The following is a 21,271-nucleotide window of genomic DNA, read 5'->3' as shown; positions in this document are numbered from 1 at the left end:
TCCCTCGGTTCGGATCGGTCCGATCCGGTCACGCTCGCCCTCGAGCGACGTCGACGATCGCCAGCGCCGTCGGAACCGCCAGCGCCGACAGGAACAGTCCCTGCGCGATCGGATTGACGACGATCGAGTAGCCCAGGCGGTGCCAGCGACTCCGGAAGGGGAGCGCGTCCCAGGCCGCACGGTAGGCCAGCACGCTCGAGTATCCCCAGACGAGCGCGTTGAAGCCGACGAGCGAGAGGACGGGCACCGAGAGCGAGCCGACGGGCCCGCCGCCGATGGACAGGAGTCCGACGAGAAGCGCGGCTGGGAAGCCGACGACGGTGATCAGTGCGAGCGCCTGTATCAGAAACAGCCCCGTCCAGTACCGGCTGTCGTCGAAGCCGGCCCACCCGCGCGCGAACAGATACCGGTACGGCTCGCGGGTCCGCTGTCGTTTCCGGGCGATCCAGGGTTCGAGAGCGGTGGGACAGTGTACGCGAGCGTATCGATCGACGATCCCGAGGCCGTAGCCGCGACGGGACGCCGCCATCCCCAGCGGGATGTCGTCGTCGGCCTCCCGTTGCCAGCGATCCAGATCGGCCAGTACGCGCGCTTCGGTGAAGAACGCCGATCCCAGGAGGTGGTACGGTCCCTTGCTCGATTTGTAACACAGATCCGACCAGCCCGCACTCGCCATCGACTCGAGCAGCGGCAGGACGCCGTCGTCGGCGTTTCCGGCCGTCCGTTTGGCCTGTACGACGTCGTACGCTTCGAGACCGGCGACGGCGAGTTCGAACGCGTCGACGGGCAGTCGCGTGCCCGCCTCGAGGACGGTGACGACGTCGTCGTCCGCGAACGTCCGGGACTGGGTATCGTAGGCGTACGTGAGCGCACTGGCCTGCGCCCGCGAGACGCCGGTTCCCGAAAAACACCACTCGTCCGGAGACCGCTCGCTCGCCAGCGCATCGGGGTCGGTTTCGATGGTCACGACCTCGAGCCCTGACGGACGATCCGCGCCGATCGTACCCTCGAGTTCCGGCGGGGACGTTTCGCGAGGATCGTACGCGACGGTCACGCGCACGAGCGACACCGGATAGCTCTGGGACGCGATACTCGTGAGGGTCCGCTCGAGGAGGTCCCACTGGTCGTGTGCGACCGGCACGAGGACGTGAATCCGCGGGAGTTGCGTGGCAGGAAGCCGACAGCGAGGGCCGGGTCCGTGGTCGAGAGCGGACACGATGGCGGGCTGACCGGGTGACCGTTCGGAGCCCCCGTCGGCGTGGGCTCGAGTCGGCCGTCGCTCGCACCGTCTGGTCGTCGTCTCGAGGACGCGTCCGAGCGTCCGTTCGTCGACCTCGTTCGTCGGCCGGCGGACGAACAGGCCGAGCAGCCCGCAGTTGACGACGACGTAGCACAGCTGCGTCAGGACGAACGCGGCGACGACGACCTCGAGCAGCATCTCCCTGCAACACTCTCAGCCGCTCGTATCTGTATTACGGCCGGTGCGTTCGTTACTGCGGCCGAAATGGGTCCTGCATTAGGGATGGGTCCTGGACTGTACTGGGTCGATGTCGAACTCGACGGCCGTCAGTCGAAGTACGCCGCCAGCCGCTCGGCCGCCTCCTCGACGCGCGGCGTCACGAGAGCGAATCGGAGCCACTCCGTCCGCGAGTCGCCGAAGGCTTCCCCGGGCATCCCGGCGACGCCGGCCTCGTCGATCAATCGCTCGACGTTCTCGAGCGTCCCCGGATAGCCCTCGAAGCGAGCCATGACGTAGAACGAGCCCTTCGGCGTGGTGTACTCCGCTCCTGCGGCGTCTAAGGCGTCGGTGAACGTCGCGACGCGTTCGCGGAGCAGGTCGCGGTTGGCTTCGTAGTAGTCCGGACCGGTCTCGCGCAGGGCCTGCAGGACCGCGTACTGGCCGGGGCGGGTCGTGGCGACGTTGACCAGCATGTGACGGCTCTTGGCGTTCTCGACGAGGCGAGGCGGGAAGACCGCGTACCCCACGCGCACGCCGGTGATCGCCATCGACTTCGAGAACGCGTTGGTGACGATCCGGTGGTCCGAGTCGACGCCGAGCGCGCTCGAGAACTCCCTCGAGAGGTCGAAGTGGTCGTACACCTCGTCGCTGACGAGGATCGCGTCGTACTCCTCGGCGACGGCGACGAGTTCCCGAACCGTCTCCTCCGAATAGACCGCCCCGGTCGGGTTGTTCGGCGAGTTGATCACGATCGCCGCGGTCTCCTCGCTCGCGGCCTCGCGAACGTCGGCCGGATCGAGTCGCCCCTCGTCGTCCGCCGCGACGAATCGCTGCGTGCCGCCGAGCATGGTCGTCTTTCCGGGGTAGTACGGATAGACCGGATCCGTTAGCAGGATCTCGCTCCCGCGCTCGCGCTCGAGCGCCCGCGCCATCGCGAGGTAGTTCGCCTCCCCCGCCCCGTTCGTTACGACCACCTGCTCGGCGTCGACGCCCCGGCGGGCGGCGATCTCCTCGCGCAACTCGAGCAATCCCTCGCTCGGCGGGTACTGGAACTGCTCCGGTTCGAGGTCGGCGTACTCCCGAAGGCCGTCGCGGAGCGCCTCGGGGGGCTCCCAGTCGGGATTCCCGCTGACCATGTCGATGACGTCGCGGTCGGCCCGGTCGGCGTACTGCATGACGTGAAAGAACAGCGGCGTTTCGTACTCCATAGGGGAGTCTGGGCGATCACCGGCCGTGGTTCTTTCGTCACGAGCCGACGTCGAGCGCCGATCCACGCCGCTTCGGGGCACCGCCGGGAGGCAAACAGACATACTCCTCCGGCGTGTCGGTTCGGTATGACAGTCGATCGCGATCCGCGATCCGTGCTGGAATCGTACTACGAGTACGTCGACGCCGGGGACACCGACGCGCTCCTCGAACTGTTCGCCGACGATATCCGGTACGAGCGGCCGGGACAGGGCGCTATCGACGGCATCGATGAACTGCGCACGTTCTACGAGCACGACCGCCCGCTCGAGGACGGGAGCCACGAGGTCGACCGGATGATCGTCGACGACAACTACGCGGCCGTCCGCGGGCGGTTCTCCGGCGTTCAGGACGGCGACGATATCGCGTTCGGCTTCGCGGACCACCACGAGTTCGACGACGACGGACTGATCGTCGACCGGTGGTCGTACACCGACCGCGATACGGTTTGAGTTCGGTCGGACCGGCCGTCGTCGATTCTGTCTTCCCTTGAAGCCGGCGGATTGACAAGGCGCCGCGCTCTGTCTCAGGGTATGAACGACGACATCGATCGCGAACTGCCGATGGCCGTCGCCGACGCGCTCCGGGACCGCGAGCAGACCCTCGCCGTCGCCGAGTCCTGTACCGGCGGGCTGATCGGCGCTGCGATCACGGCCGTCCCCGGCGCGAGCGATCACTTCGATTCCGGACTGACGACCTACGCCTACGACGCCAAGCGGCGTCATCTCGGGGTCAGCCGCGAGGCGCTCGACGAGTACGGGGCCGTCTCCGAACCCGTCGCCCACGAGATGGCCCGCGGCGTGCGGGACGTCGCGGACGTCACCTGGAGTATTTCGACGACCGGCGTCGCCGGGCCGACCGGCGGCACGGAGGAAGACCCCGTGGGAACCGTCTACATCGGGATCGCGTACGCCGGCCCGTGGGGGAGCGAGTCCTCGTTTTCGTCGGTCGAGCGTTACGTCTTCGACGGCGATCGGGCGACCGTCCGAGCGAAGACGGTGGATCGGGCGCTCGAGGATCTGCTCGAGGCGATCGACCGTCGGTGACCGTCTCGATGGCTGATCCGTGAACGCGTCGCTCGAGAGACCAGTCTCGAGCGAGCGACGGCGGTTTCGACTGCCGGACCAGAACCGGGTTATGAATTAGCGGGCTACTGTCCCTATGAAGCGCCAATACGCCGTCTTCGCAGCGGGGGCCCTCGCGCTGTTCACTGCGGTCGTCCATCTAGTGTTCGGGATGGTCGATCTCTACCACTGGCTCGTCAACGGCGACTCCGCGTCGATACTCCCGTTCGCCTTCGTCGCGTTCTCGCTGGTCGTCTTCCTCCTGATCTACACGTACTCAAAGGGCCTGCTTTGGGAGGCGCAGGCCTACGCCGCGGGTGCGCTCGTCATGGTCCTCCCGATCGTCGGCTACGCCGACTGGCACGCGGCGGGAATCGCCGAGTCCGCCCTCGGAGTCGACGACGCCGAACTGGGGCACGAACACAGCCACGGCGGCGATACTCACGATCACACTGGTGACGACCACAGCCACAACGGAGACGACCACGACGATCACAGCCATAGCGACGATCACGAGCACGACGAGGACGACCACGGTGGAGACGACCACGATCACAACGACGATCACGGACACGACGGCGAAGGCGGCGTCGTCAGCGTAACGCTCGACCACTTGCGAAACGATGTGGTGGCCCTGTCGACCAAACTCGCCGAGTTCGGCGCCTTCGCGCTCTTTACAGTGCTCGCCGTCACCGAACGGTAATCCTCGGAGCGAGATCGACTGACTCGAGCGGACCGATTCCAACCGACGTTCGCGACGAGAACCACCCTCCAACGTTCTCCCCTCGCACGGTTACTGTCAACTGGCACGGGTCGATGACAGTCGTCGAGAGAAACCTTTTCGGCGGTTGCCTCTCCAGTAGCGATAGATGAACAAGAAGGGACACGTTCTCAACGCCATTCTCCTGAGTCTCGGACTGGGCTACCTCCTCGAGCCGGCGGGCGACCTCGAGACGTTTCGAGCGATCATCATGATCGGCGTGCCGGTGACGCTGGGAGCCCTCTTTCCGGACGTCGATACGGCCTTCGGCAAACACCGGAAAACGTTGCACAGCCTTCCGGTTCTCGCCGGCTTCGTCGCCTTTCCGTACGTCTTCGGAAACCTCGAGTACGTCTGGATCGGCGTGCTGACCCACTACGTACTCGACGTCGCGGGGAGCAAACGCGGCATCGGGCTCTTCTATCCCCTCTGGAAGAAGGAATTCGGGCTGCCCGTCGGCGTCGCGGTCAGCAGCAAACACGCCACTGGCGTGACGGTCGTCATCACCGTCCTCGAACTGGTGCTCGTCGGACTGGTCCTCTACGAGGTGCCGCAGTGGGGCCTCGAGCTGGGACGACAGGCGCTCGGCATATAGGGCGTACTGGGCCACGACCGTTTGGGACCCGGATCTCTCGAGTCGTTACCCGCGTGCCGCCAGTACGTAGCGTGTGAACGCCGTCACGTCGAACGATCGGCAACACGTCCGTCTCCGTCGGAAATTCGCGGCTGTTCTTCGCCGTCGCAGTGGGACGACGCGGCTGTTCTGGCTGTCGGCCATCGCCTTCCGATCGGAATCGTCGCGCTCTCACCGCCGTTCCCGCGTGTGGACAACTACACCGTACCCCTCGAGTCCGAGCCGTGGTTCGATCGCACGTCGGTACGAGGTAGCCAGTGTTCGGGTATCGATTCGTGACCGTAACAACCGTCAATAAGAGTTTTTCGCGGCAATACGTCCCCGACGCGAGCGACTCCGAGACGCGAAACCGAGCCCGCGGTCTCATAGGGTCGGTTGTAAGTCATTTCCGTCGCGACCGCGAACCGCCTTGCAGTTGCGCCGGTAAGCAGTTACAACCGACCCTATCAGTTATTCGGCGTCCACTCCTCGCAGGCGTCCATGTCGTCCATCGCCTCGTCGTGGCGGCCGCAGTAGGGGACCATCCCCTCGGACGACCGAACGTACTCGAAGTGACTGCAGTTGCCACAGTAGCGATCCGTCGGCTCGTCCGGCTTGGTCGTCTCCGACCCGACGATTTCGGCGTCGTGGCCGTCGCCGGCGTCGAGCGGCGAGGAGAGGTCCGACGCCGCCGTCCCGCCGTCGCTGGTCGGGGTGCCGGCGGTCGGCGCTCGAGGACGCTTGGAGCCGCTGGAACGATCGGTACCGGCGCTAGATCCGGTCGTCGACCGCGCTTTCGATCCGGACACGCTCGAGGATTCGTCGTACGACAGGCGCTCGCCGTCGGATTCGGGCCCGTTGGTCTGCGTTTCGACGTCGCCGTCCGGCGTGCCGCCGAAGAAGCCGATGCCGCCGAAGCCGGTCGACTCGTTCGACTCGGTCACTTCGACGACGGTCTGGTTGTGCCGGGTGACGTTCATCTCGAGTGCGCCGCCGGGGTCGTTGCGGGTTTTGAAGTTGACGACGGCGGTGAACAGGCTCCAGAGGGCGGTAAAGAGCCCGAGCAGGTAGATCGCGGAGACGCGGAGCGTGTGGTCGTCGCCGTAGGATCGCCAGTCGTAGGGGTAGGCGCCCCAGAAGAGGACGACCCCGAGCAGACACAGGCTCACGCTGATCGCGGCGGCGGCCTGGACGCGGCGGCCGGCCGGCAACACGAGGAAGACGCCGACGAGTGCGGTCGGAACCCCGAGGCCCGCGAGCACCCCGGCGACGCGAATGGACGCGTAGTGGGCCTCCATCCCCGAGGAGAGCGAGGCGGCAACCCCGCTCCAGAGGTCAGTCGTCGCCATCAGTACGGCCGCGACCGCCAGGATCGCCCCGAGCAGGACGAGTCCCGTCCCCGCGTACAGGCGCTGGGGGCTCGCCACCTCCCCTGCGCTCCCGTCGTAGGCCTCCGTCAGGCTTGTCATGAACGGGAGTTTGGGCTCCCACCACAAAACGATACGTCAGACACACGTCGTGCGCCGGAGAGGTCTCGCCGGTCGACGTGTCCGATCGACCGGCGAAACGACCCGCCGATTTTCGGGTCCCGCCACTCCGCCCCTTCGGAAACGAAAGCTTGAATCGACGCGCTCGCAAACCCCCGTTCATGAGCGACGAGGACGACGAGGAGCCAGCCGTGACACTCGGAGAGTCGACCCCCGTCGAGGGCGCCCCCCTCGCCCGCGTCACGTCCCGACTGGTCTGGCCCAAAGAGAAGAGCGAGATCGACCGACTCGAGGGCGACAGCGTCGTCCGGACGCCCGACGGGCCGCGAGAGCTGTCGACCGTCCTCGAGAAGGTCGACGAGACGTACTTCCAGCGCCACCAGGAGTTCGAGAACCACGTTCGAGCGGTTATCGGCACCGGACCGATCCCGACGGCGGACGAGTAACTATCCGTGGCGACCGAGGGTTCCCGGAGCGGCGGTCGGTGGCTTCGCGACCAGTTCGATCGCCTGTCGTGGTTCCAGAAGTCGCTGCTGACCGGCGCGATCTTGACGATTGTGTGGATGAACACCGTCCCGGGCGAACTCGAGCGCCGGGTCTGGGTCGACGGACTGCTGTTGATCGGGGGACCGCTCGCCCTCGGCATTACGCACGGGAACCGCATCGGCTGGCAGATCGACCGCGTCGCCGTCCGGAACGCGATACTGCTCTCGCTGTTCGTCCTTCCGTTCTACCTCGTCGGCTCGACGCTGCCGACGATCCGGGGATTCTATCCGATGTGGGAGACCTCGGCCGCGTTGGGGGAGTTCGTGCCGCACGCGGTGCAGCTATTCGTCCTCGCGTTAGCCGCCGAGACGTACTATCGCGGCCTGCTCTGTGTCGGCGTCAAAGAGATCGGATTCAAGGCGGTGCTCATCAGCCCGGTCGTCTACATGATCCACCACGCCGGGAAACCGCCGATCGAGTTCCTGCTCTCGGGACCGACGGATATCCTCTTCGGCGCGGTGGACTACGAGTCGAACTCGATTCTCCCGTCGGTCATCGCCCACGGCGCCGGACTCGTCCTGCTCGACTGGCTCGTGGTCCACGATCCGCTGTTCGATCCGACCTCGGTGTTGGCGTCTCTCGAGTGGCTGCCGGTCCCGTTGTGACTCGATTCGAAAAATGAAGGAAATCCATCGCGACCGATACCGGGACGGTCGCGGCCCGATCAGCGACCGACTGATTATCGACCGATCAGCGACGATTCGCGGCGAGCGAGGCGACGGTGATACCGACGGCGACGAGTGCAACACCCCCGGTGAATCCGGGAGTTCCATCGCTCGCGTCGTCGCTCGCCGTCGTCGCTCCCGAAACCGTCAACTCGAATCCGTCGAGATCGGTTTCGGCGTCCCACGTCGCCCGAGTCTCGTCTTGCGTCGTCGGTTCCGGTGTCGACGATCCGATCGTCGCCTCAGTTGGAGCGGTCACGACGAGTGACCGATCGGCGTCGAACCCGCTTGCGAACGGTTCCGTGACGACGAGCGTGTCGTCTTCGACGGCCGCCAGTCCCTCCCAGTTCACCGAGAGAGTCACGATTCCGCGGTCGTCGGAGACGGAAACGTCGGCCGATTCGGCAGACACCGTCATCTCACGCTCGACGTTGGCTTCCGCGTTTGTCGCAACTGAATCGAACCGATCGGCGGCCCGGTCCAGTAACTCTTCCTGTGCCGATTCGTCTTCCCGAAGCGTCTCGAACGCATCACGTTCGTTCGGGTCAGTGAGGTCGTATATCGAAACCAACGACACGGTGGCATCTCCGTCTGCGTCGAGATCGACGTGAACCGCCGATTCCTCGACGGACTCACCGCTGTTCGGACTCGATGCCGCGACTGGCAGTGCGAACGCGCTCACGAGGAGCAGCGAAATGACGCCCACGGTAGCGAGTTCGCGCTGCATCGTTACTCGTCACCACTGTAGCCGTCGGTTTCTTCTTGCTCGGTTTCGTTCGCGGCTTCCGAGTCGTCGTTACCAGATTCTGGTTCGTCTGCTACGTCTTCGCCGTCGGTCGAATTGGTTTCGTCCGCGTCGTCGCCACCCGATCCGGCATCAGCGTCGCGATCAGGAGCGGTTTCGTTCTGCTGTGGGGCATCGTTGCCCCGATCCATGCCCGGCGTATCTATCGGTGCTCCTGGCTCACGGTCCGCAACGGGTGACTGACCGACGCTGTCACCAGCGATCGACTGTGCGATGGCCGCAACCTCGTCACCGCCGAGTTCGGCGGCATTGGTTTGTAGCTCCGCAATCGCGCTCGCGTTGATGTCTCGATCCTCGAGGACCGATTCGTTCAGTTCGCCTGCGGTTGCGTTTGCATCCTCTGCGAGGCGTTCGACGGTCGCCGTTTCAGCGGCAATCGTCGCTACTTCGGCTCGGTACTGCCCCTCGGTGATTTCACCGGAGTCGCGGGCGTCCTCGAGTTCCTCGAGTCGCTGTTCGTGTGCTGCGAATCGGTCCTCGGCGTCAGCGAACTGTTCTTCGACGACAGCCGCTCGCTCGTCGTCGGACTGGGCGTTCGCGAGTTTGATGCCGTAGGTTCGCTCCGTGAGTTCACCCTGTATCTCCGCCTCCTGAACGCCGACCGCACCGGAGAGCTGTTCGCCAGGAGCGATCGATTCGTCGTCGTCCTGGTTCTGTTCGTTCGCGAGGGCACCCGCCGCGCCGAGTGGCATCGCCACCAGCGCGACGACGAGTGCGACCGTCAGTGTGATCGTTGGGAGTCGTTTCATGACAGCCCATCCTATGGACTATCCGGTGATATATGCTCGAGTTGATTACTCCGGTTCAACGACCGTTTCCGACGTTTTCGCCCATTTTCGACCCGTTGCAGTCTGGCGATTTCTCGAGTTAACCGCTCGAAGCGCGAAAGCGTGTTCGACGGCGTCAATTCCCGTCAAGAATAGTCCGTGAACACTCCGTCGTGTTTCTCAGATCGATGCCGACAGCGTCGATGACTCGCCGGTACCGGCAGCGGTAACCGCTGGAGTCCGATCGCTAACTGCTGAGGCCCCGCCGACAACGGCTGCTCACCCGTTTTGTACCGAGTCGGCCGCCGCATCGGACGCACCGTCGTCCGTCGGGAGCGAGAGTACGTTCTCGCGTCCGAGACGGAACGATTCGAGGTCCCCGTCCTCTCGGAGGCTGCTGATGACCTTGCTCGTCTTTGCGTCGGTCCACCCGAGTTCCTCGACGACCGCCTGTTGTTTCATTCGGCCGTCGTACTCCTCGAGCAAGCGAAGGACCTGCTCCTCGTTGCTGAGCAGATCGTCTCGCGGATCGGGCGTGGCGTCGGTCCCCGCGGCCGTGGTCGAAGGAGTCGTCTCGCTCGCCTCCGCTGACGGGTGGGACGGTGAATCGTCGGACTGGGTCGACACCGGCGTACGAGTCCGGTACCACCAGGCAGCACCGACGCCGACGACGACGACGAGGAGAGCCGCCGCACCGATGGCCGTGACACCGAGTCCGGTTCCACCCGTGGAGACGACGACGCGGGGCTCACCGGAGACGAAATCGGTCTCGCTTCCGTGCCAGATGACGGTTCGATCGCGCTCATCGTCGGGCTCCGGGCCGACCGAGACGAGGTGGTACGCGTCGGGCCTACTGATCGACAGCCGCGTTTCGTCGTCGAGATACAGTCCCTCGATCGCGTCGCCGGCGTGGAGTTCGTCGCCGTCGACCGCGGCGAAGCCGTGCCACTTGAACGTGTATCTGACGACCCCGTACTCGGCACCGAACGATTGACGGGCGGTGTCGACGGTGAACTCCTCGGCCGACATCTCCCGATCCGTTGCGCTGACCGCCGTCGCCACGGTGTCGTCGATTCGATCCGCGAACTGGTCCGTGTACGCGTCCGGATCCTCGTCGATATCGTCCCTGATGGATTCGAAGGCCTCGGTGCTCTCGGTATCGTCGAGACGAACCCAGAACTCGACGGACCACTCGGCGCTGCCGTCTTCCTGCAGCGAAATATCGAGCCGCGTCTCGTCGGCGTCGATCTCTTCCGGTTCTCCCGCGACGGAGACCGAATCCGAGCTACTCGGTTGGGCGGCCGTCATCGGCGCGGTAGCGACGGTCCCGACACCAACGAGGAGGACCAACAGCGCGACGCGGAGATTCATACGCCACCGTGCTACCAGTGGTGCTTAAAATAATCGGTCCTCGCTAATTCTTGTCAAAACGAAAGTCAACGTGTTAGCCGTTTCATCTCTCAGTGACCGACTCTCGACGACCGCTTACGCTCCAGACGGTGGGGCATCGCCGGCACCCGGGACGATACGTTGGATGGCCTCGCCGAGTGCGGAGAGCACGCCGCTAACGAAGTCGCTAATCGACTGGAGCAGATCCGTCACGAAATCGGGAACCGGATCGGGCAAGTCGACCGGCGGCCCCTCTCCCTGGGCTGTCGCCCCATCAGTTGGCTGTGCCGTTGCTGCAGCCGTCCCCCCGACGAGGACGACGAGAGCGATCATGACGACGAGTAGGTATCGATTCATCACACCAGTTTGAAAGACTCTCATAGACATTAATCCGTCACTCCGTTGCCTCGGTTTGCGTCGATTTCTCGACGATTTGTATCCCGTTTTCCACCAGTTTCCTCGAGATACGTTGGTCGAAGCCCCGTCACCGAGTGAGACTCCAAAAACCGCGTCCGGTTCGCGGCTCGCGGACGCGATCCACCGACTGCTAGCCGCGTTCCGACCACACGTATTTGAGCCACGACGGCGAAGGTCAGGTATGTCACTGCCAATCAATCCCGCCGCGATCGACCCGGAGGATTTCGGCGAGAAGCAGGCCGTCCTCGAGATGGACCACGAGGAAGCGATCGAACACGTCCGCGAGGTCTGCGAGGACGTCGGCTTCGGCATTCCCGTCGAGTTCTCGCCGTCGGAACTGTTGAACGAGAAAGTTGACGCAGATCGGGACCCCTACTACGTTCTCGGCGCCTGCAACCCCGAGATCGCCGATCAGGCGCTCGACGAGACGATGAAGATCGGCGGCCTCTTCCCCTGTAACATGATCGTCTGGCAGGAGGAACCGGGCCGACAGCGGGTCTACCACGCCTCGATCATGAAAATCGCCCGCCTGCTCGGCGCGGCGCCGGACAACGAGGCGTGGGCGGATATCATCGACACGACCGGCGACCTCACCGAGGAAGCCTTCGAGCGGTTCGATTCGGTCGAAACGGAGGTCACCGACTGACGCTACTCGTCGTCTCGAGCAGCGGACCACTATCTACCGGCAGCCGTCAGTCTCGGCCGAGGACGCGACGCGTCTCTCGAACCGCACAGTCGCCGTTGACCCTTGTTGATTCTGATTAGCGAGCCGAAATGTCAACACTTACGTCACGTTCGTGTCAGTGTTCCGTATGGACGTCCGAACCGCGTTCTTCGCCCTCCTGCTCGTCGTTCTCGGTGCGATCGCGACCCTGATGATCGCCCCCATTTTGCAGTACGTCATGGCTGCAGCCCTGCTCGCGTTCGTCCTCTATCCAGCCCACGATCGTCTCAAGCCGCGGCTGGGGCCGCGGCTGTCCGCACTCGCCTTGACCGGGTTCGCGATCGTCGCCGCCGTCGTCCCGCTGCTCGTTATCTCCGTCGTCGTCCTGCAGACCGTCGTCTCGTTCCTGAACGGATTCGACGAGGAACACGCCGTCGAGACCGCCCGCGGAATCGCGATCGACGATCTCGGACTCGAGATCGACCACGTCGAGGCCATCGAGGCGGCGATTCTCACCGAGGTCGAATCGTCGCTCTCCGACGCCGTCGAGATCGCGTTACTCGAACTGGTCGGCCTGTTGAACGCCAGCATCGAGATGGGGCTGGGACTGATCGTCTTCGTTTTTCTGCTGTACTACCTGCTCGTCGACGGCCCGGCGCTCGTCGCCTGGCTGAGTGAGGTCGCACCGATCGACCCGCACGTGCGCGACGAACTGCTCGAGGAAGTGAGCACCGTCACCTGGGCCGTCATCTACAGTCACGTGCTCGTCGCCGTCGTCGAGGGACTGCTGGGCGGGCTCGGATTCTACCTGCTCGGCGTCCCGAACGTCGCGTTCTGGACCGTGATCATGATCGTCGTCGCCTTCCTGCCCGCGATCGGCGTCTGGCTCGTCTGGGGACCCGCCGTCGGCTATCTCGCGGCGACCAGCGGCCCCTGGCCCGCCGTGGCGCTCCTGATCTACGGAGTCGCCGTCCTCTCGGTCGTCGACAACTACCTGCGAGCCGTCTTCGTCGACCGCGGCTCCGGGCTCCACCCGGCGGTCGTCATCGTCGGCGTCATCGGCGGTATCTACCTCCTCGGTATCATGGGCCTGTTCCTCGGCCCCGTCCTGCTCGCCGTGTTCAAAGCCGGGCTCAACGTCTTCAACAGGGTGACCCTCGAGGAGGACGAGCGACGGTCCGCGGCCGGTCTCGAGGCCGGTCGGGGATCGGCGGCGGCCGGCACGGAGCAACGGTTGGCGGAGTCGGACGGTGCAGATTAACACGGTGTCCGTGAGGCCGTCTCGCCGCGGATCTCTCGCGAACCGTCGCGAGTCAGCGAGACGTCGGTCGGAGACGGCGATCAGTCCGCCGTCTGGGGTTGTTCGGATCGATGTGTCGTCGGGATGTCGAACCCGGTCGCGGCCATCGCGAACAGCACGAGCGGCGAGAGGATTCCGAACAGGTAGTACGGCGCGTACGACAGCGTCGGCACGCCGGTTGCGGTAGCCATGAAGACGCCGCCCGCGTGCCACGGGATGAGCGCGCCGGTCGGCGTCCCGGCCGCCTCGACGGCCCGGGAGAGTTCGTCGCTATCCATCGAGAACTCCTCGTAGAGGCTCCGCAGCGTCATCCCCGGCAGCACGATGCTCATGTACTGCTGGGCGGTGAGCGCGTTGATCGCCATCGCGGAGAGGCCGGTGCCGGCGACCAGGCTACCGGAACTGGTGACGCCCTGAGAGAGGCGGTGTGCGAGCACCGCGAGGACGCCGGTCTTCTCGAGCAGTCCGCCCAGTACGAGCGCGGCCACGACGACCGTGATCGTCCAGGCCGAGCCGGTGAGCCCGCCGGTCTCGAGGAGATCGTCGACCAGTTCCGAGCCCGTTCCGGGTTCGGTGCCGTTCAGGAAGACCTCCCACGCGGGAACGAAGCCGGTGCCCTGGAGGAGCATCGACGTGAAGACGCCGGCGATCGTTCCGGCGACGAGCGTCGGCAGGGCGGGGTAGCCCCGAAGCGCGAGGGCGAAGGTGGCGACGAGCGGCAGGAAGACCAGCACCGAAACGTCGTACGTTCCGGCGAGTGCGGACTGAATCTCGGCGACGTCGTCCGTCGGGACGGCCCCGCTGGCCTGGAGGCCGAGGACGGCGAAGATGACGAGGGCGATACCGAACGCGACGACCGTCCCCGTTCGCATCCGGCGAATGTGGTCGTACAGCGGCGTGTTCGTCACGCCGGCCGCGAGGTTCGTCGTGTCCGACAGCGGCGACTGCTTGTCGCCGGCGTAGGCGCCCGAGATGACCGCACCGACGGTCATCGGACCGGGGACGCCGAGTCCGGCACCGATGCCGACGAACGCGACGCCGAGGGTGCCCACCGTCGTCCACGAGGAGCCGATCGCGAACGCGACGACGGCGGCCAGGACGGCCGCGGTGGGGAGGAAGACCGTCGGCGTCAGCAACTCGAGGCCGTAGTACATCATCGCCGGGATCGTCCCGGCGTCGACCCAGGTCGCGATGAGCGCGTAGATGGTGAAGATGATCAGGATCGCCTGCAGCCCCATCAGGAGTCCGTTTGCGATTCCGTCGTAGAGGTCGTCCCAGGAGTAGCCCAGATAGGTGCCGAACGCACCCGTGGCCACGATACTCCAGAGCAGCGGGACGTGGGGGTCGAGGCCGAGCACCGCAGAGCCCACGCCGAGAAAGACGACGACCGCGAGCACCGGAACGAGCGCGAGCCGAAACGACGGCCGTCGCTCCGGATCGAGTTCGTCGAACGTCGTCGGAGTGAAATCCAGTGTCATCGGCCGTGGTATGCAATCGAGGAATAAAAGAGACACGTCTTATTATCCATAATTATTCATCGCGGGATCCAGCGCCGTCCGCTCGACTGCCGGGAACTGATTGGCGAGTCGACGAGAACGCTGCTCGAGACGACGCGTGAGGAGATCCACCCGGAACGGCGCGTGAGGTGCCCTGCTCGAGGACGACGGTGTCAGCGCGGAGACGTCAGGACTCCTCTTCGCGCATCGACCCCTCGTCGTCCGCGAGTTCCTCGAGTCGGCGTTCGCCGTCGTACTGGACGTACGCCGAAAAGACCGCGATGACTGCGACGACGAACAGTGGAACCCCGACGAGCAACACGAGCACCGCCATCACGGCGAGCAGTTCGGCGCTGACGAGCGCGAGAGTCATACCGAGCGGAGGAGCGCGAGCGAGTTAGGAACTCGGATTCTCTCCGGTCGAGAAGGCGCTGAGGTTCGCTTGCAGCCCCGCTGCGAGCTCCGATTTCCGCCGGAGACGGGCGTGAGAGACCGGTAACTGCGTCGCGACCTCCCCGACGGCGTCGTGGAAGGTCTCGGCCTCGCCGTAGTTGCCCTCGAAGGCGTTCCGGACGCTCTCGCGAACCTGCCAGACGCCGACGGGGGCCCAGTAGTCGTCCGATACCTCCCGGAGGACCAGACACTTCGCCTGGCGACCGATGGACTCGAGGTACTCTAGCACACCAAGCCGGGCCGCGTAGTAGGCTCCCGCAGTTTCCTCGACGTAGCTCGAGCGTCCCTCGAACCCCTCCGAGGCGCTCGCGAGCCAGATGTCGTCGTGGGGGTCGGGATTCCAGATGCTGCCGGGCGCTTTCATCTCGACGAGTTCGAACTCCCAGTTACCCGGCGCGAGGACGATCCAGTAGCGGTTGCCGACGTACTCGTTGGCCCAGACCTGGACCTCGTCGATGCTGGGTTCGTTGCGGATGCCGCCGCGCAGGAACTGACCCACGGTGTCGTCGACGGCGGTGATCGACCACCGCGTGGGGACGAGGCGGCGCTGTTTCGCTTCGCCGAGCGCGCCCGCCGAGAGGATCGAGTTGATCTCGTAGACGTCGAAGCCGCGCCGATAGAGGTAGGTCATCGCGCCCTGGGCCTGCCAGTCGTCGTCCTCGAGGGTCTTCTTGACCTGTTTCGGGACGTAGGGATTCTCCCGCAGTTCGGCGTTTCGCGCGTTGGCCCGCGGACCGCGGGGCGTGGCGACGTCGGTGCCCGTGTCGAGGCCGAGATCCGGTGCGTCGTCGAGACCGATCTCGAGGTCGACCGGCTTTCCGGCGATGGCGACCTCCCGCTGGACGCCGACGAAGCCGTCCCAGGTGTCGTGGACGGAGGGCGCCAGCCGGCTCGCGATGCTCGGCGAGTCGACGTTCGCCCGTTTGCTGGAGTTCAACAGTCCCGTGCGGCGCTGGAGCACGTCCGGAATGTCGTACCCCTGCCGGTACCAGTTGCCGTCGGTGACGTACTCCTCGGCCGCGTCCTCGTCGCCGACCGGCGAGAGGAGCCCCACGGGGATGTCGGGATAGTTCGACCGTCCGACGAAGATCGACGGGGCCGTCGATCCCACGAGGGAGTCGCCGCTGAGCGCGTCGTCGAACCGTTGCTCGAACTCCGCTAAGTGGTCCGTGATCGCGTAGGACTTCTCCTTCGCGAGGCGCCGTCGCTCGGCCTCCTCGTCGGGCTCGAGATCCTCGATGTAGTCGTCGAGGCGCATTCACTGGGTGTAGGGAGCCACCGGCTTTGAATGTTGAGTTGCGAGACGGCGGTAGCTAGTGTCCGACCATGGAAACAGTCTCACGGTGCGAAATCGGCCGAGACGTTATGGTTCGACGGGTGGTGGGAAACCGACACCCGTGGAGCTGCTGCTCGTCGTGATCGCGATCCTCGCGCTCGGCGTCGGCGCGCAGGTGCTCGCAAAGCGCTTGCAGGTCCCCAGCGTGCTCTTTCTCATCGCTATCGGCGTCGTCGTCGGTCCCGAAGGGTTCGGCTTCGTCACCATCGAGACCTTCGGCGACGGGCTCACGACGGTCGTCGGCGTCAGCGTCGCCATCATCATCTTCGACGGGGCCTTTCACCTCCGTCGCGAGAAACTCGAGCAGGCCCCGCAGGCCGTGCTCAAGATGGCGACGATCGGTGCGGTGCTGACGTTCGTCGGTACGGCGGTCGCGGTCCGCTTCTTCCTCGGCACCGACTGGGACGTGGCCTTCCTGATCGGTGCGCTGTTGATCGCGACCGGGCCGACGGTGGTCACGCCGCTGCTCGAGGTGCTCACGCTTCGGGAACACGTCGGGACCGCCCTCGAAGCCGAAGGGATCTTCAACGACGTGACCGCCGCCGTCCTCGCGATCGTCATCTTCGAGGTCCTCGTCGTCGCGGACTCGCCGGAACTGATCCCGCCGGCGTTTCTCCAGCGGCTGGCGGCGGGCGTCGGTATCGGCATCGTCGCCGCGCTCGTCGTTTGGGTCCTCCTCGTTCACGTGAAACCGCCCGCGGGCGACGCCCCGCAGATGGCGCGGCTGGTGACGCTCGTCGGCGCGCTCATCGCGTTCGGCCTCGCCGAGTCGGTGTTCCCCGAAACCGGCGTGGCCGCGGCCGCGACCGCCGGCTTCGTCCTCGGGAACGTCGATCTCCCCCACCGGGAGGAAATCCTCACGTTCAACCGCGATCTCACGCTGATCGTGCTCTCGTTCGTGTTCATCTCGCTCGCGGCGTTGATCGACTTCGACTCGCTGTTCGGGCTCGGAACCGGCGGCATCGCCGTCGTCGTCGCGGTTACCCTCTTCGTGCGCCCGATCCTCGTCGCCCTCTCGGCGACGGACCGCCAGTTCAGCCGCGACGAACGACTCTTCCTCTCGTTCGTCGGTCCCCGCGGCATCATCCCGGCGTCGGTGGCGACGCTGTTCGCCCTCGAACTCGAGGCGGCCGGGCAGTTCGAGGCCGCCCAGACGCTCGCGGGGACGGTCTTTCTCGTGATCTTCATCACCGTCGTGTTGCAGGCGGGTCTCGCCCGCCAGATCGCGGACTACTTCGACGTCATTCCAATGCGCACCATCATCGTCGGCGGCGGCCGGGTCGGCCGGGCGCTCGCCACACGGCTGGAGAATCGCGGCGAAAACGTCGTCCTGATCGACGAGGATCCCACCGTCGTCGACGACCTTCGGCAGGACGGGTTTACCGCCCACGAGGGCGACGGCACCGACGACGAAACGTTGCGGGACGCGGGGATCGAGGACGCCAAGATCGCGGTCGCGACGACCGCGGACGACGATACGAACCTGCTGGTCTGCCAGCTCGCGCGGACGAAGTACGAGGTCGAGACGGTCGTCGCTCGCGTGAACAAACCCGACAACGTCGGCGCCTTCGAGACGCTCGGCGTTCGGGCGATCGACGTCTCGAGCGCGACGGCGTGGTCGCTCGACAATCAGATCGAACGGCCCGCGCTCGCCCAGTGGATGACGGAACTCGGCGAGGGCCACGACGCCCAGGAGATCGCCGTCACCGCCGAGGATCTGGGCGGCTCGACGATCGCCGAACTGGACGCCGAGATTCCCGACGGCTGTATCGTCGCCGTCATCGCCCGCGAAGGAGAGACGTCCGTTCCCAGCGCGGACACGGTACTCGAGGAGGGTGACAAAGTGACGTTCCTCGGTCGCGAGGACGCGGTGAGGGCGGCCGTTCGTCGGTTCCATCCGCACGACTAACGGGGGTAACTCCAGCGGCAGAATGTCAGAGGCAGAGGTCCGGTCTGGCGTTCACCCACCGAACCTCATCCTCCCCTTTCGGGCGCCACATAAAGTATCCGGACGAGTGTTTTCTGGATCAGAAAACGCCCGGGGTCGCGTACCGTGGCGCTTGCCGACACGCATCGCGATCCGGTCGTCGACCTCGAGCCCTCGAAAGACAACCGTTAAAAACGGCGGGCGGAAAGGGAGGGGTATGAGTACGACGGACGACAAGCAGACGCGATCCTGCGTTTCCTGCGGGATCAACATTGCGGGCACGAACGCCGCCGCGTTCAAGTGTCCCGACTGTGGCGCCCAGATCTACCGCTGTGCCAAGTGCCGCAAGCAGAGCAACCTCTACGAGTGCCCCGACTGCGGATTCACCGGCCCGTAAGATACCCATGGGAAAAGTAGCTGCCAAAATCAAGGTCATGCCGGACAGCCCAGAGATCGACCTGGACGCGCTTCAGGAGCGTCTCGAGAGCGCCCTCCCGGAAGGCGCGAAGATTAACGGCGTCGAACGCGAGGACGTCGCGTTCGGTCTCATCGCCCTCTACCCCACCGTGATCGTCCCCGACGGATCGGGCGGGACGGAGACCGTCGAAGAGAACTTCGCGGACGTCGAGGGCGTCGAAAGCGTCGGCGTCGAGAACGTCGGCCGTATCTGATCCGGTTTCCGGCCGAATTTCTCAACGGCTCTTCGCACGACGAGCCGCCGGTATCGCGATGGCGGCGAACTGATCGGCGGCGTCGCGGCACCCCTCGAGTCGCGTCTCACGGTCCGTAGGTGTCTCGCAATTCTTACTATCCCGCTCGAGAAACAGTTTCGGCGTGAACGTCCTGTCGGATCCGATGAAACGCCGGTGGCTCGCGTGGGGCGCGCTAGTGATCGTCTTCCTGCTCGTCAACCTGCACCGCCTTTCGACGGCCGTGCTGTCGGAGCGGTTGACCAGCGACTTCGAGACGACGGCGGCCCAACTCGGCACGCTGCACGCCTCGTTCTTCCTCATCTACGCCGCCATCCAGATTCCGACCGGCGTCCTCGCCGACCGACTCGGGCCGCGGTACGTCGGCTCGATCGGCGGGGTCGTCTTGAGTCTGGGCGCGGTCGGCTTCGCACTCAGCGGGAGCTACCTCGCGGCGTTCGGATCGCGCGCGCTCATCGGCCTCGGCAGCGGGGTCATCTTCGTCTCGATCCTGCGGTTCTGTGCGAACTGGTATCGCGCCGACGAGTTCGCGACGATGACGGGGCTGACCGGCAGTGTGGCCGGTCTCGGCGCAATCCTCGCGACGACGCCGCTCGCCGTCACCGTCGACCTGTTCGGCTGGCGGGAGACGATGCTCGGACTCGCGGTCGTCGGGTTCGTCGCCGCCGGAGCCGTCTACGTCCTCGCGCGACAGTCGCCGGCCGACGCGGGTCTCGAGCCGATCGAGGGCGTCCCCGAGCAGCCGACGGTCTCGCTCGAGGATATCGGCGGCCACCTGCGAACGCTCGTCCGTGACGTCGACCAGTGGCTGCTCTCGATCGTCTTCTTTGCGGGCAACGGCGCGATGTTGACGCTGGTGGGGATGTGGGGCGTTCCGTACATCGTCGTGGTCTACGGGTTCGACGTGACGACGGCGTCCTACTTCACCCTCCTCGCGTCGATCGGCGTCCTGTTCGGCCCGACGACCATCGGCTGGCTCTCGGACAGACGCGGCCAGCGACTGCTGCCGATGACGGTCGGTATCGGGCTGTTCGCGGTCGCACTCGCCGCCGTCCCCGTCTTCGGGCGACCGCCGCTTCCGATCGTCGCCGTCTCCTATCTGGCCTGTGGCTTCCTCTTCGGGGCCTCGATGCTCTCGCTGTCGGTCGTCAAGGAACGGTATCCGGCCGGCGCCAGCGGCGTCGCGACGGCGACCGTGAACACGGCGGGGTTCGTCGGCGGGACGATCCTCCCGACGGTGATGGGGATGGCACTCGACGCCTACCAGACCGGTGAGACCGTCGGCGGCACCGTCGCCTACACCGAGTTCGGCTACCGGGTCGCCTTCGGTATCCTCGCGGGCACCGTCGCCGTCGGCTTCCTGTGTTCGTGCTGGCTGCTCGTGCGCGACCGCGCGGCGACGTCCACGCCGGAGCGGGACCGCTCGAGCGCGCCGTAGGGAATCAGTCGATCGTTCGCTTCGACTCCGGATCGACCGCCGTCAGATACTGCTCGAGCAGATCGGGGAACTCCCGGCCCCGAATGTAGCGGAGCCCGAACTCCTCGGTCCAGTCGATGATCCCGTTGTCCTCGGTGACGACGCCGGCCTCGAGTTCCCGAGCGAGAATCAGGAGGTCGAAGTCCTCGCGCGAGTCGAGGACGCCGGTGCGCATCGCTCGCCGGTACTTGTCGCGCAGGTCGGAGATGACTGCGTCGGTCTCGGTCATGTGCTCGTGGTCCTCGAGGGGTTCGTCACCGGCATCGTCGACCTCGCGGACGGCCTTCTCCGAGACGCGCAGCCCTCGATCGACGCGCTGGCTCATCTCGTCGACGAAGCTGTAGACGACGTTCGCGGGGACCGACACTGCGTACCGGTCGGGATGCTTGCGGATTACCCACGTGTTCAGCTTCGAGTAGACGTCGTCGTCGACGTCGCGGGCCTCGAGCATGGTCGTGAGTTCGTCGTGGATCGTGGGCGGCACGTAACAGGAGATGCCGAGGTTGAGCCGGGCGTTCGCGATCAACTCGAGCAGTCGGCGGACGGCCTCCTCGACGGATTCGTCGTCCCGGCGGATCTCCTCGGTGATGAACAGCGAGGTATCGAGGACGAATCGCTGTTTGAACGCCTCACTGGACATACTGAAACGTTTGGGACGAACCAAGAAATAAGTGAACCGTCGGCGGCCGTC

The 21,271-nt window shown here is 65.6% G+C and carries 23 protein-coding genes; 12 read left to right on the top strand and 11 right to left on the bottom strand.

The window, feature by feature from the left end; all coding sequences use genetic code 11:
- Window positions 1-28: 28 nt before the first annotated feature.
- Both ACSFC7_RS20230 and ACSFC7_RS20225 read right to left on the bottom strand, forming a co-directional pair.
- Window positions 29-1,438 (bottom strand): glycosyltransferase, encoded by a 1,410-nt coding sequence (locus tag ACSFC7_RS20230; RefSeq protein ID WP_436344611.1) that lies wholly within the window; start codon window positions 1,436-1,438, stop codon window positions 29-31.
- Window positions 1,439-1,566: 128 nt separating this feature from the next.
- Window positions 1,567-2,667 (bottom strand): pyridoxal phosphate-dependent aminotransferase, encoded by a 1,101-nt coding sequence (locus ACSFC7_RS20225; RefSeq protein ID WP_436344610.1) that lies wholly within the window; start codon window positions 2,665-2,667, stop codon window positions 1,567-1,569.
- Window positions 2,668-2,793: 126 nt separating this feature from the next.
- On the opposite strand from ACSFC7_RS20225, the gene ACSFC7_RS20220 reads away from it, so the two are divergent.
- From ACSFC7_RS20220 to ACSFC7_RS20205, 4 genes are all read left to right on the top strand, one after another.
- Window positions 2,794-3,156 carry a nuclear transport factor 2 family protein gene (locus ACSFC7_RS20220; RefSeq protein WP_436344609.1) on the top strand — a complete coding sequence of 121 codons (363 nt, stop codon included), beginning with the start codon at window positions 2,794-2,796 and terminating at the stop codon, window positions 3,154-3,156.
- A gap of 81 nt (window positions 3,157-3,237) precedes the next feature.
- Window positions 3,238-3,750 (top strand): CinA family protein, encoded by a 513-nt coding sequence (locus tag ACSFC7_RS20215; RefSeq protein ID WP_436344608.1) that lies wholly within the window; start codon window positions 3,238-3,240, stop codon window positions 3,748-3,750.
- A gap of 115 nt (window positions 3,751-3,865) precedes the next feature.
- Window positions 3,866-4,471 carry a hypothetical protein gene (locus tag ACSFC7_RS20210; RefSeq protein ID WP_436344607.1) on the top strand — a complete coding sequence of 202 codons (606 nt, stop codon included), beginning with the start codon at window positions 3,866-3,868 and terminating at the stop codon, window positions 4,469-4,471.
- A 166-nt stretch (window positions 4,472-4,637) separates the two neighbouring features.
- A complete protein-coding gene (locus ACSFC7_RS20205) occupies window positions 4,638-5,123 on the top strand; it encodes a metal-dependent hydrolase (protein ID WP_436344606.1) in 486 nt (161 codons plus the stop codon).
- A gap of 485 nt (window positions 5,124-5,608) precedes the next feature.
- Here ACSFC7_RS20205 and ACSFC7_RS20200 read toward each other — a convergent pair whose 3' ends face one another.
- Window positions 5,609-6,610 (bottom strand): DUF7139 domain-containing protein, encoded by a 1,002-nt coding sequence (locus ACSFC7_RS20200; RefSeq protein ID WP_436344605.1) that lies wholly within the window; start codon window positions 6,608-6,610, stop codon window positions 5,609-5,611.
- A 179-nt stretch (window positions 6,611-6,789) separates the two neighbouring features.
- Between ACSFC7_RS20200 and ACSFC7_RS20195 the strand changes: the two genes are divergently transcribed.
- Both ACSFC7_RS20195 and ACSFC7_RS20190 read left to right on the top strand, forming a co-directional pair.
- Window positions 6,790-7,074, top strand: a complete 285-nt coding sequence (locus ACSFC7_RS20195) for a DUF5789 family protein (RefSeq protein WP_436344604.1) — start codon at window positions 6,790-6,792, stop codon at window positions 7,072-7,074.
- Between the two features lie 6 nt (window positions 7,075-7,080).
- Window positions 7,081-7,779, top strand: a complete 699-nt coding sequence (locus tag ACSFC7_RS20190; protein ID WP_436344603.1) for a CPBP family glutamic-type intramembrane protease — start codon at window positions 7,081-7,083, stop codon at window positions 7,777-7,779.
- A gap of 85 nt (window positions 7,780-7,864) precedes the next feature.
- Here the strand turns inward: ACSFC7_RS20190 and ACSFC7_RS20185 are convergent, their stop codons facing one another.
- From ACSFC7_RS20185 to ACSFC7_RS20170, 4 genes are all read right to left on the bottom strand, one after another.
- Window positions 7,865-8,566 (bottom strand): DUF7345 domain-containing protein, encoded by a 702-nt coding sequence (locus ACSFC7_RS20185; RefSeq protein ID WP_436344602.1) that lies wholly within the window; start codon window positions 8,564-8,566, stop codon window positions 7,865-7,867.
- Window positions 8,567-8,568: 2 nt separating this feature from the next.
- The gene (locus ACSFC7_RS20180) at window positions 8,569-9,393 is read right to left on the bottom strand and encodes a hypothetical protein (RefSeq protein WP_436344601.1); all 825 of its coding nucleotides are present in this window, start codon (window positions 9,391-9,393) and stop codon (window positions 8,569-8,571) included.
- A 297-nt stretch (window positions 9,394-9,690) separates the two neighbouring features.
- A complete protein-coding gene (locus ACSFC7_RS20175) occupies window positions 9,691-10,782 on the bottom strand; it encodes a helix-turn-helix transcriptional regulator (RefSeq protein WP_436344600.1) in 1,092 nt (363 codons plus the stop codon).
- A 114-nt stretch (window positions 10,783-10,896) separates the two neighbouring features.
- Window positions 10,897-11,157, bottom strand: a complete 261-nt coding sequence (locus ACSFC7_RS20170) for a hypothetical protein (RefSeq protein WP_436344599.1) — start codon at window positions 11,155-11,157, stop codon at window positions 10,897-10,899.
- Window positions 11,158-11,398: 241 nt separating this feature from the next.
- Between ACSFC7_RS20170 and ACSFC7_RS20165 the strand changes: the two genes are divergently transcribed.
- Both ACSFC7_RS20165 and ACSFC7_RS20160 read left to right on the top strand, forming a co-directional pair.
- Window positions 11,399-11,863: a DUF302 domain-containing protein gene (locus tag ACSFC7_RS20165; protein WP_436344598.1), complete on the top strand. Its 465-nt coding sequence runs from the start codon at window positions 11,399-11,401 to the stop codon at window positions 11,861-11,863.
- A gap of 166 nt (window positions 11,864-12,029) precedes the next feature.
- Window positions 12,030-13,142, top strand: a complete 1,113-nt coding sequence (locus ACSFC7_RS20160) for an AI-2E family transporter (RefSeq protein WP_436344597.1) — start codon at window positions 12,030-12,032, stop codon at window positions 13,140-13,142.
- Window positions 13,143-13,222: 80 nt separating this feature from the next.
- Here ACSFC7_RS20160 and nhaC read toward each other — a convergent pair whose 3' ends face one another.
- The 3 genes from nhaC to nreA all read right to left on the bottom strand — a co-directional run bounded on the left by nhaC (window position 13,223) and on the right by nreA (window position 16,388).
- On the bottom strand, window positions 13,223-14,659 hold the full coding sequence (gene nhaC, locus ACSFC7_RS20155; RefSeq protein ID WP_436344596.1) for a Na+/H+ antiporter NhaC: 1,437 nt from the start codon (window positions 14,657-14,659) through the stop codon (window positions 13,223-13,225).
- Window positions 14,660-14,864: 205 nt separating this feature from the next.
- Window positions 14,865-15,050 carry a hypothetical protein gene (locus ACSFC7_RS20150; protein WP_436344595.1) on the bottom strand — a complete coding sequence of 62 codons (186 nt, stop codon included), beginning with the start codon at window positions 15,048-15,050 and terminating at the stop codon, window positions 14,865-14,867.
- Window positions 15,051-15,074: 24 nt separating this feature from the next.
- Window positions 15,075-16,388, bottom strand: a complete 1,314-nt coding sequence (gene nreA, locus ACSFC7_RS20145) for a DNA repair protein NreA (protein WP_436344594.1) — start codon at window positions 16,386-16,388, stop codon at window positions 15,075-15,077.
- 139 nt (window positions 16,389-16,527) lie between these two features.
- Between nreA and ACSFC7_RS20140 the strand changes: the two genes are divergently transcribed.
- The 4 genes from ACSFC7_RS20140 to ACSFC7_RS20125 all read left to right on the top strand — a co-directional run bounded on the left by ACSFC7_RS20140 (window position 16,528) and on the right by ACSFC7_RS20125 (window position 20,541).
- A complete protein-coding gene (locus ACSFC7_RS20140; RefSeq protein ID WP_436344593.1) occupies window positions 16,528-18,375 on the top strand; it encodes a cation:proton antiporter domain-containing protein in 1,848 nt (615 codons plus the stop codon).
- Between the two features lie 235 nt (window positions 18,376-18,610).
- Entirely contained in the window at window positions 18,611-18,790 is a 180-nt protein-coding gene (locus ACSFC7_RS20135) for an HVO_2753 family zinc finger protein (protein ID WP_006090569.1), read from the top strand.
- A 7-nt stretch (window positions 18,791-18,797) separates the two neighbouring features.
- Window positions 18,798-19,064 (top strand): elongation factor 1-beta, encoded by a 267-nt coding sequence (locus ACSFC7_RS20130; protein WP_436344592.1) that lies wholly within the window; start codon window positions 18,798-18,800, stop codon window positions 19,062-19,064.
- Between the two features lie 163 nt (window positions 19,065-19,227).
- Window positions 19,228-20,541 carry an MFS transporter gene (locus tag ACSFC7_RS20125; protein WP_436344591.1) on the top strand — a complete coding sequence of 438 codons (1,314 nt, stop codon included), beginning with the start codon at window positions 19,228-19,230 and terminating at the stop codon, window positions 20,539-20,541.
- Between the two features lie 4 nt (window positions 20,542-20,545).
- Here the strand turns inward: ACSFC7_RS20125 and ACSFC7_RS20120 are convergent, their stop codons facing one another.
- Window positions 20,546-21,220 carry an RNA ligase partner protein gene (locus ACSFC7_RS20120; protein WP_436344590.1) on the bottom strand — a complete coding sequence of 225 codons (675 nt, stop codon included), beginning with the start codon at window positions 21,218-21,220 and terminating at the stop codon, window positions 20,546-20,548.
- Between the last annotated feature and the right edge of the window lie 51 nt (window positions 21,221-21,271).

This window comes from Natronorubrum halobium, assembly GCF_051351675.1.
In the GTDB taxonomy this organism is placed as follows: Archaea; Halobacteriota; Halobacteria; order Halobacteriales; family Natrialbaceae; genus Natronorubrum.
Note: the sequence above shows the minus strand (reverse complement) of the source record. Positions and strands in the feature narration are given on the sequence as shown.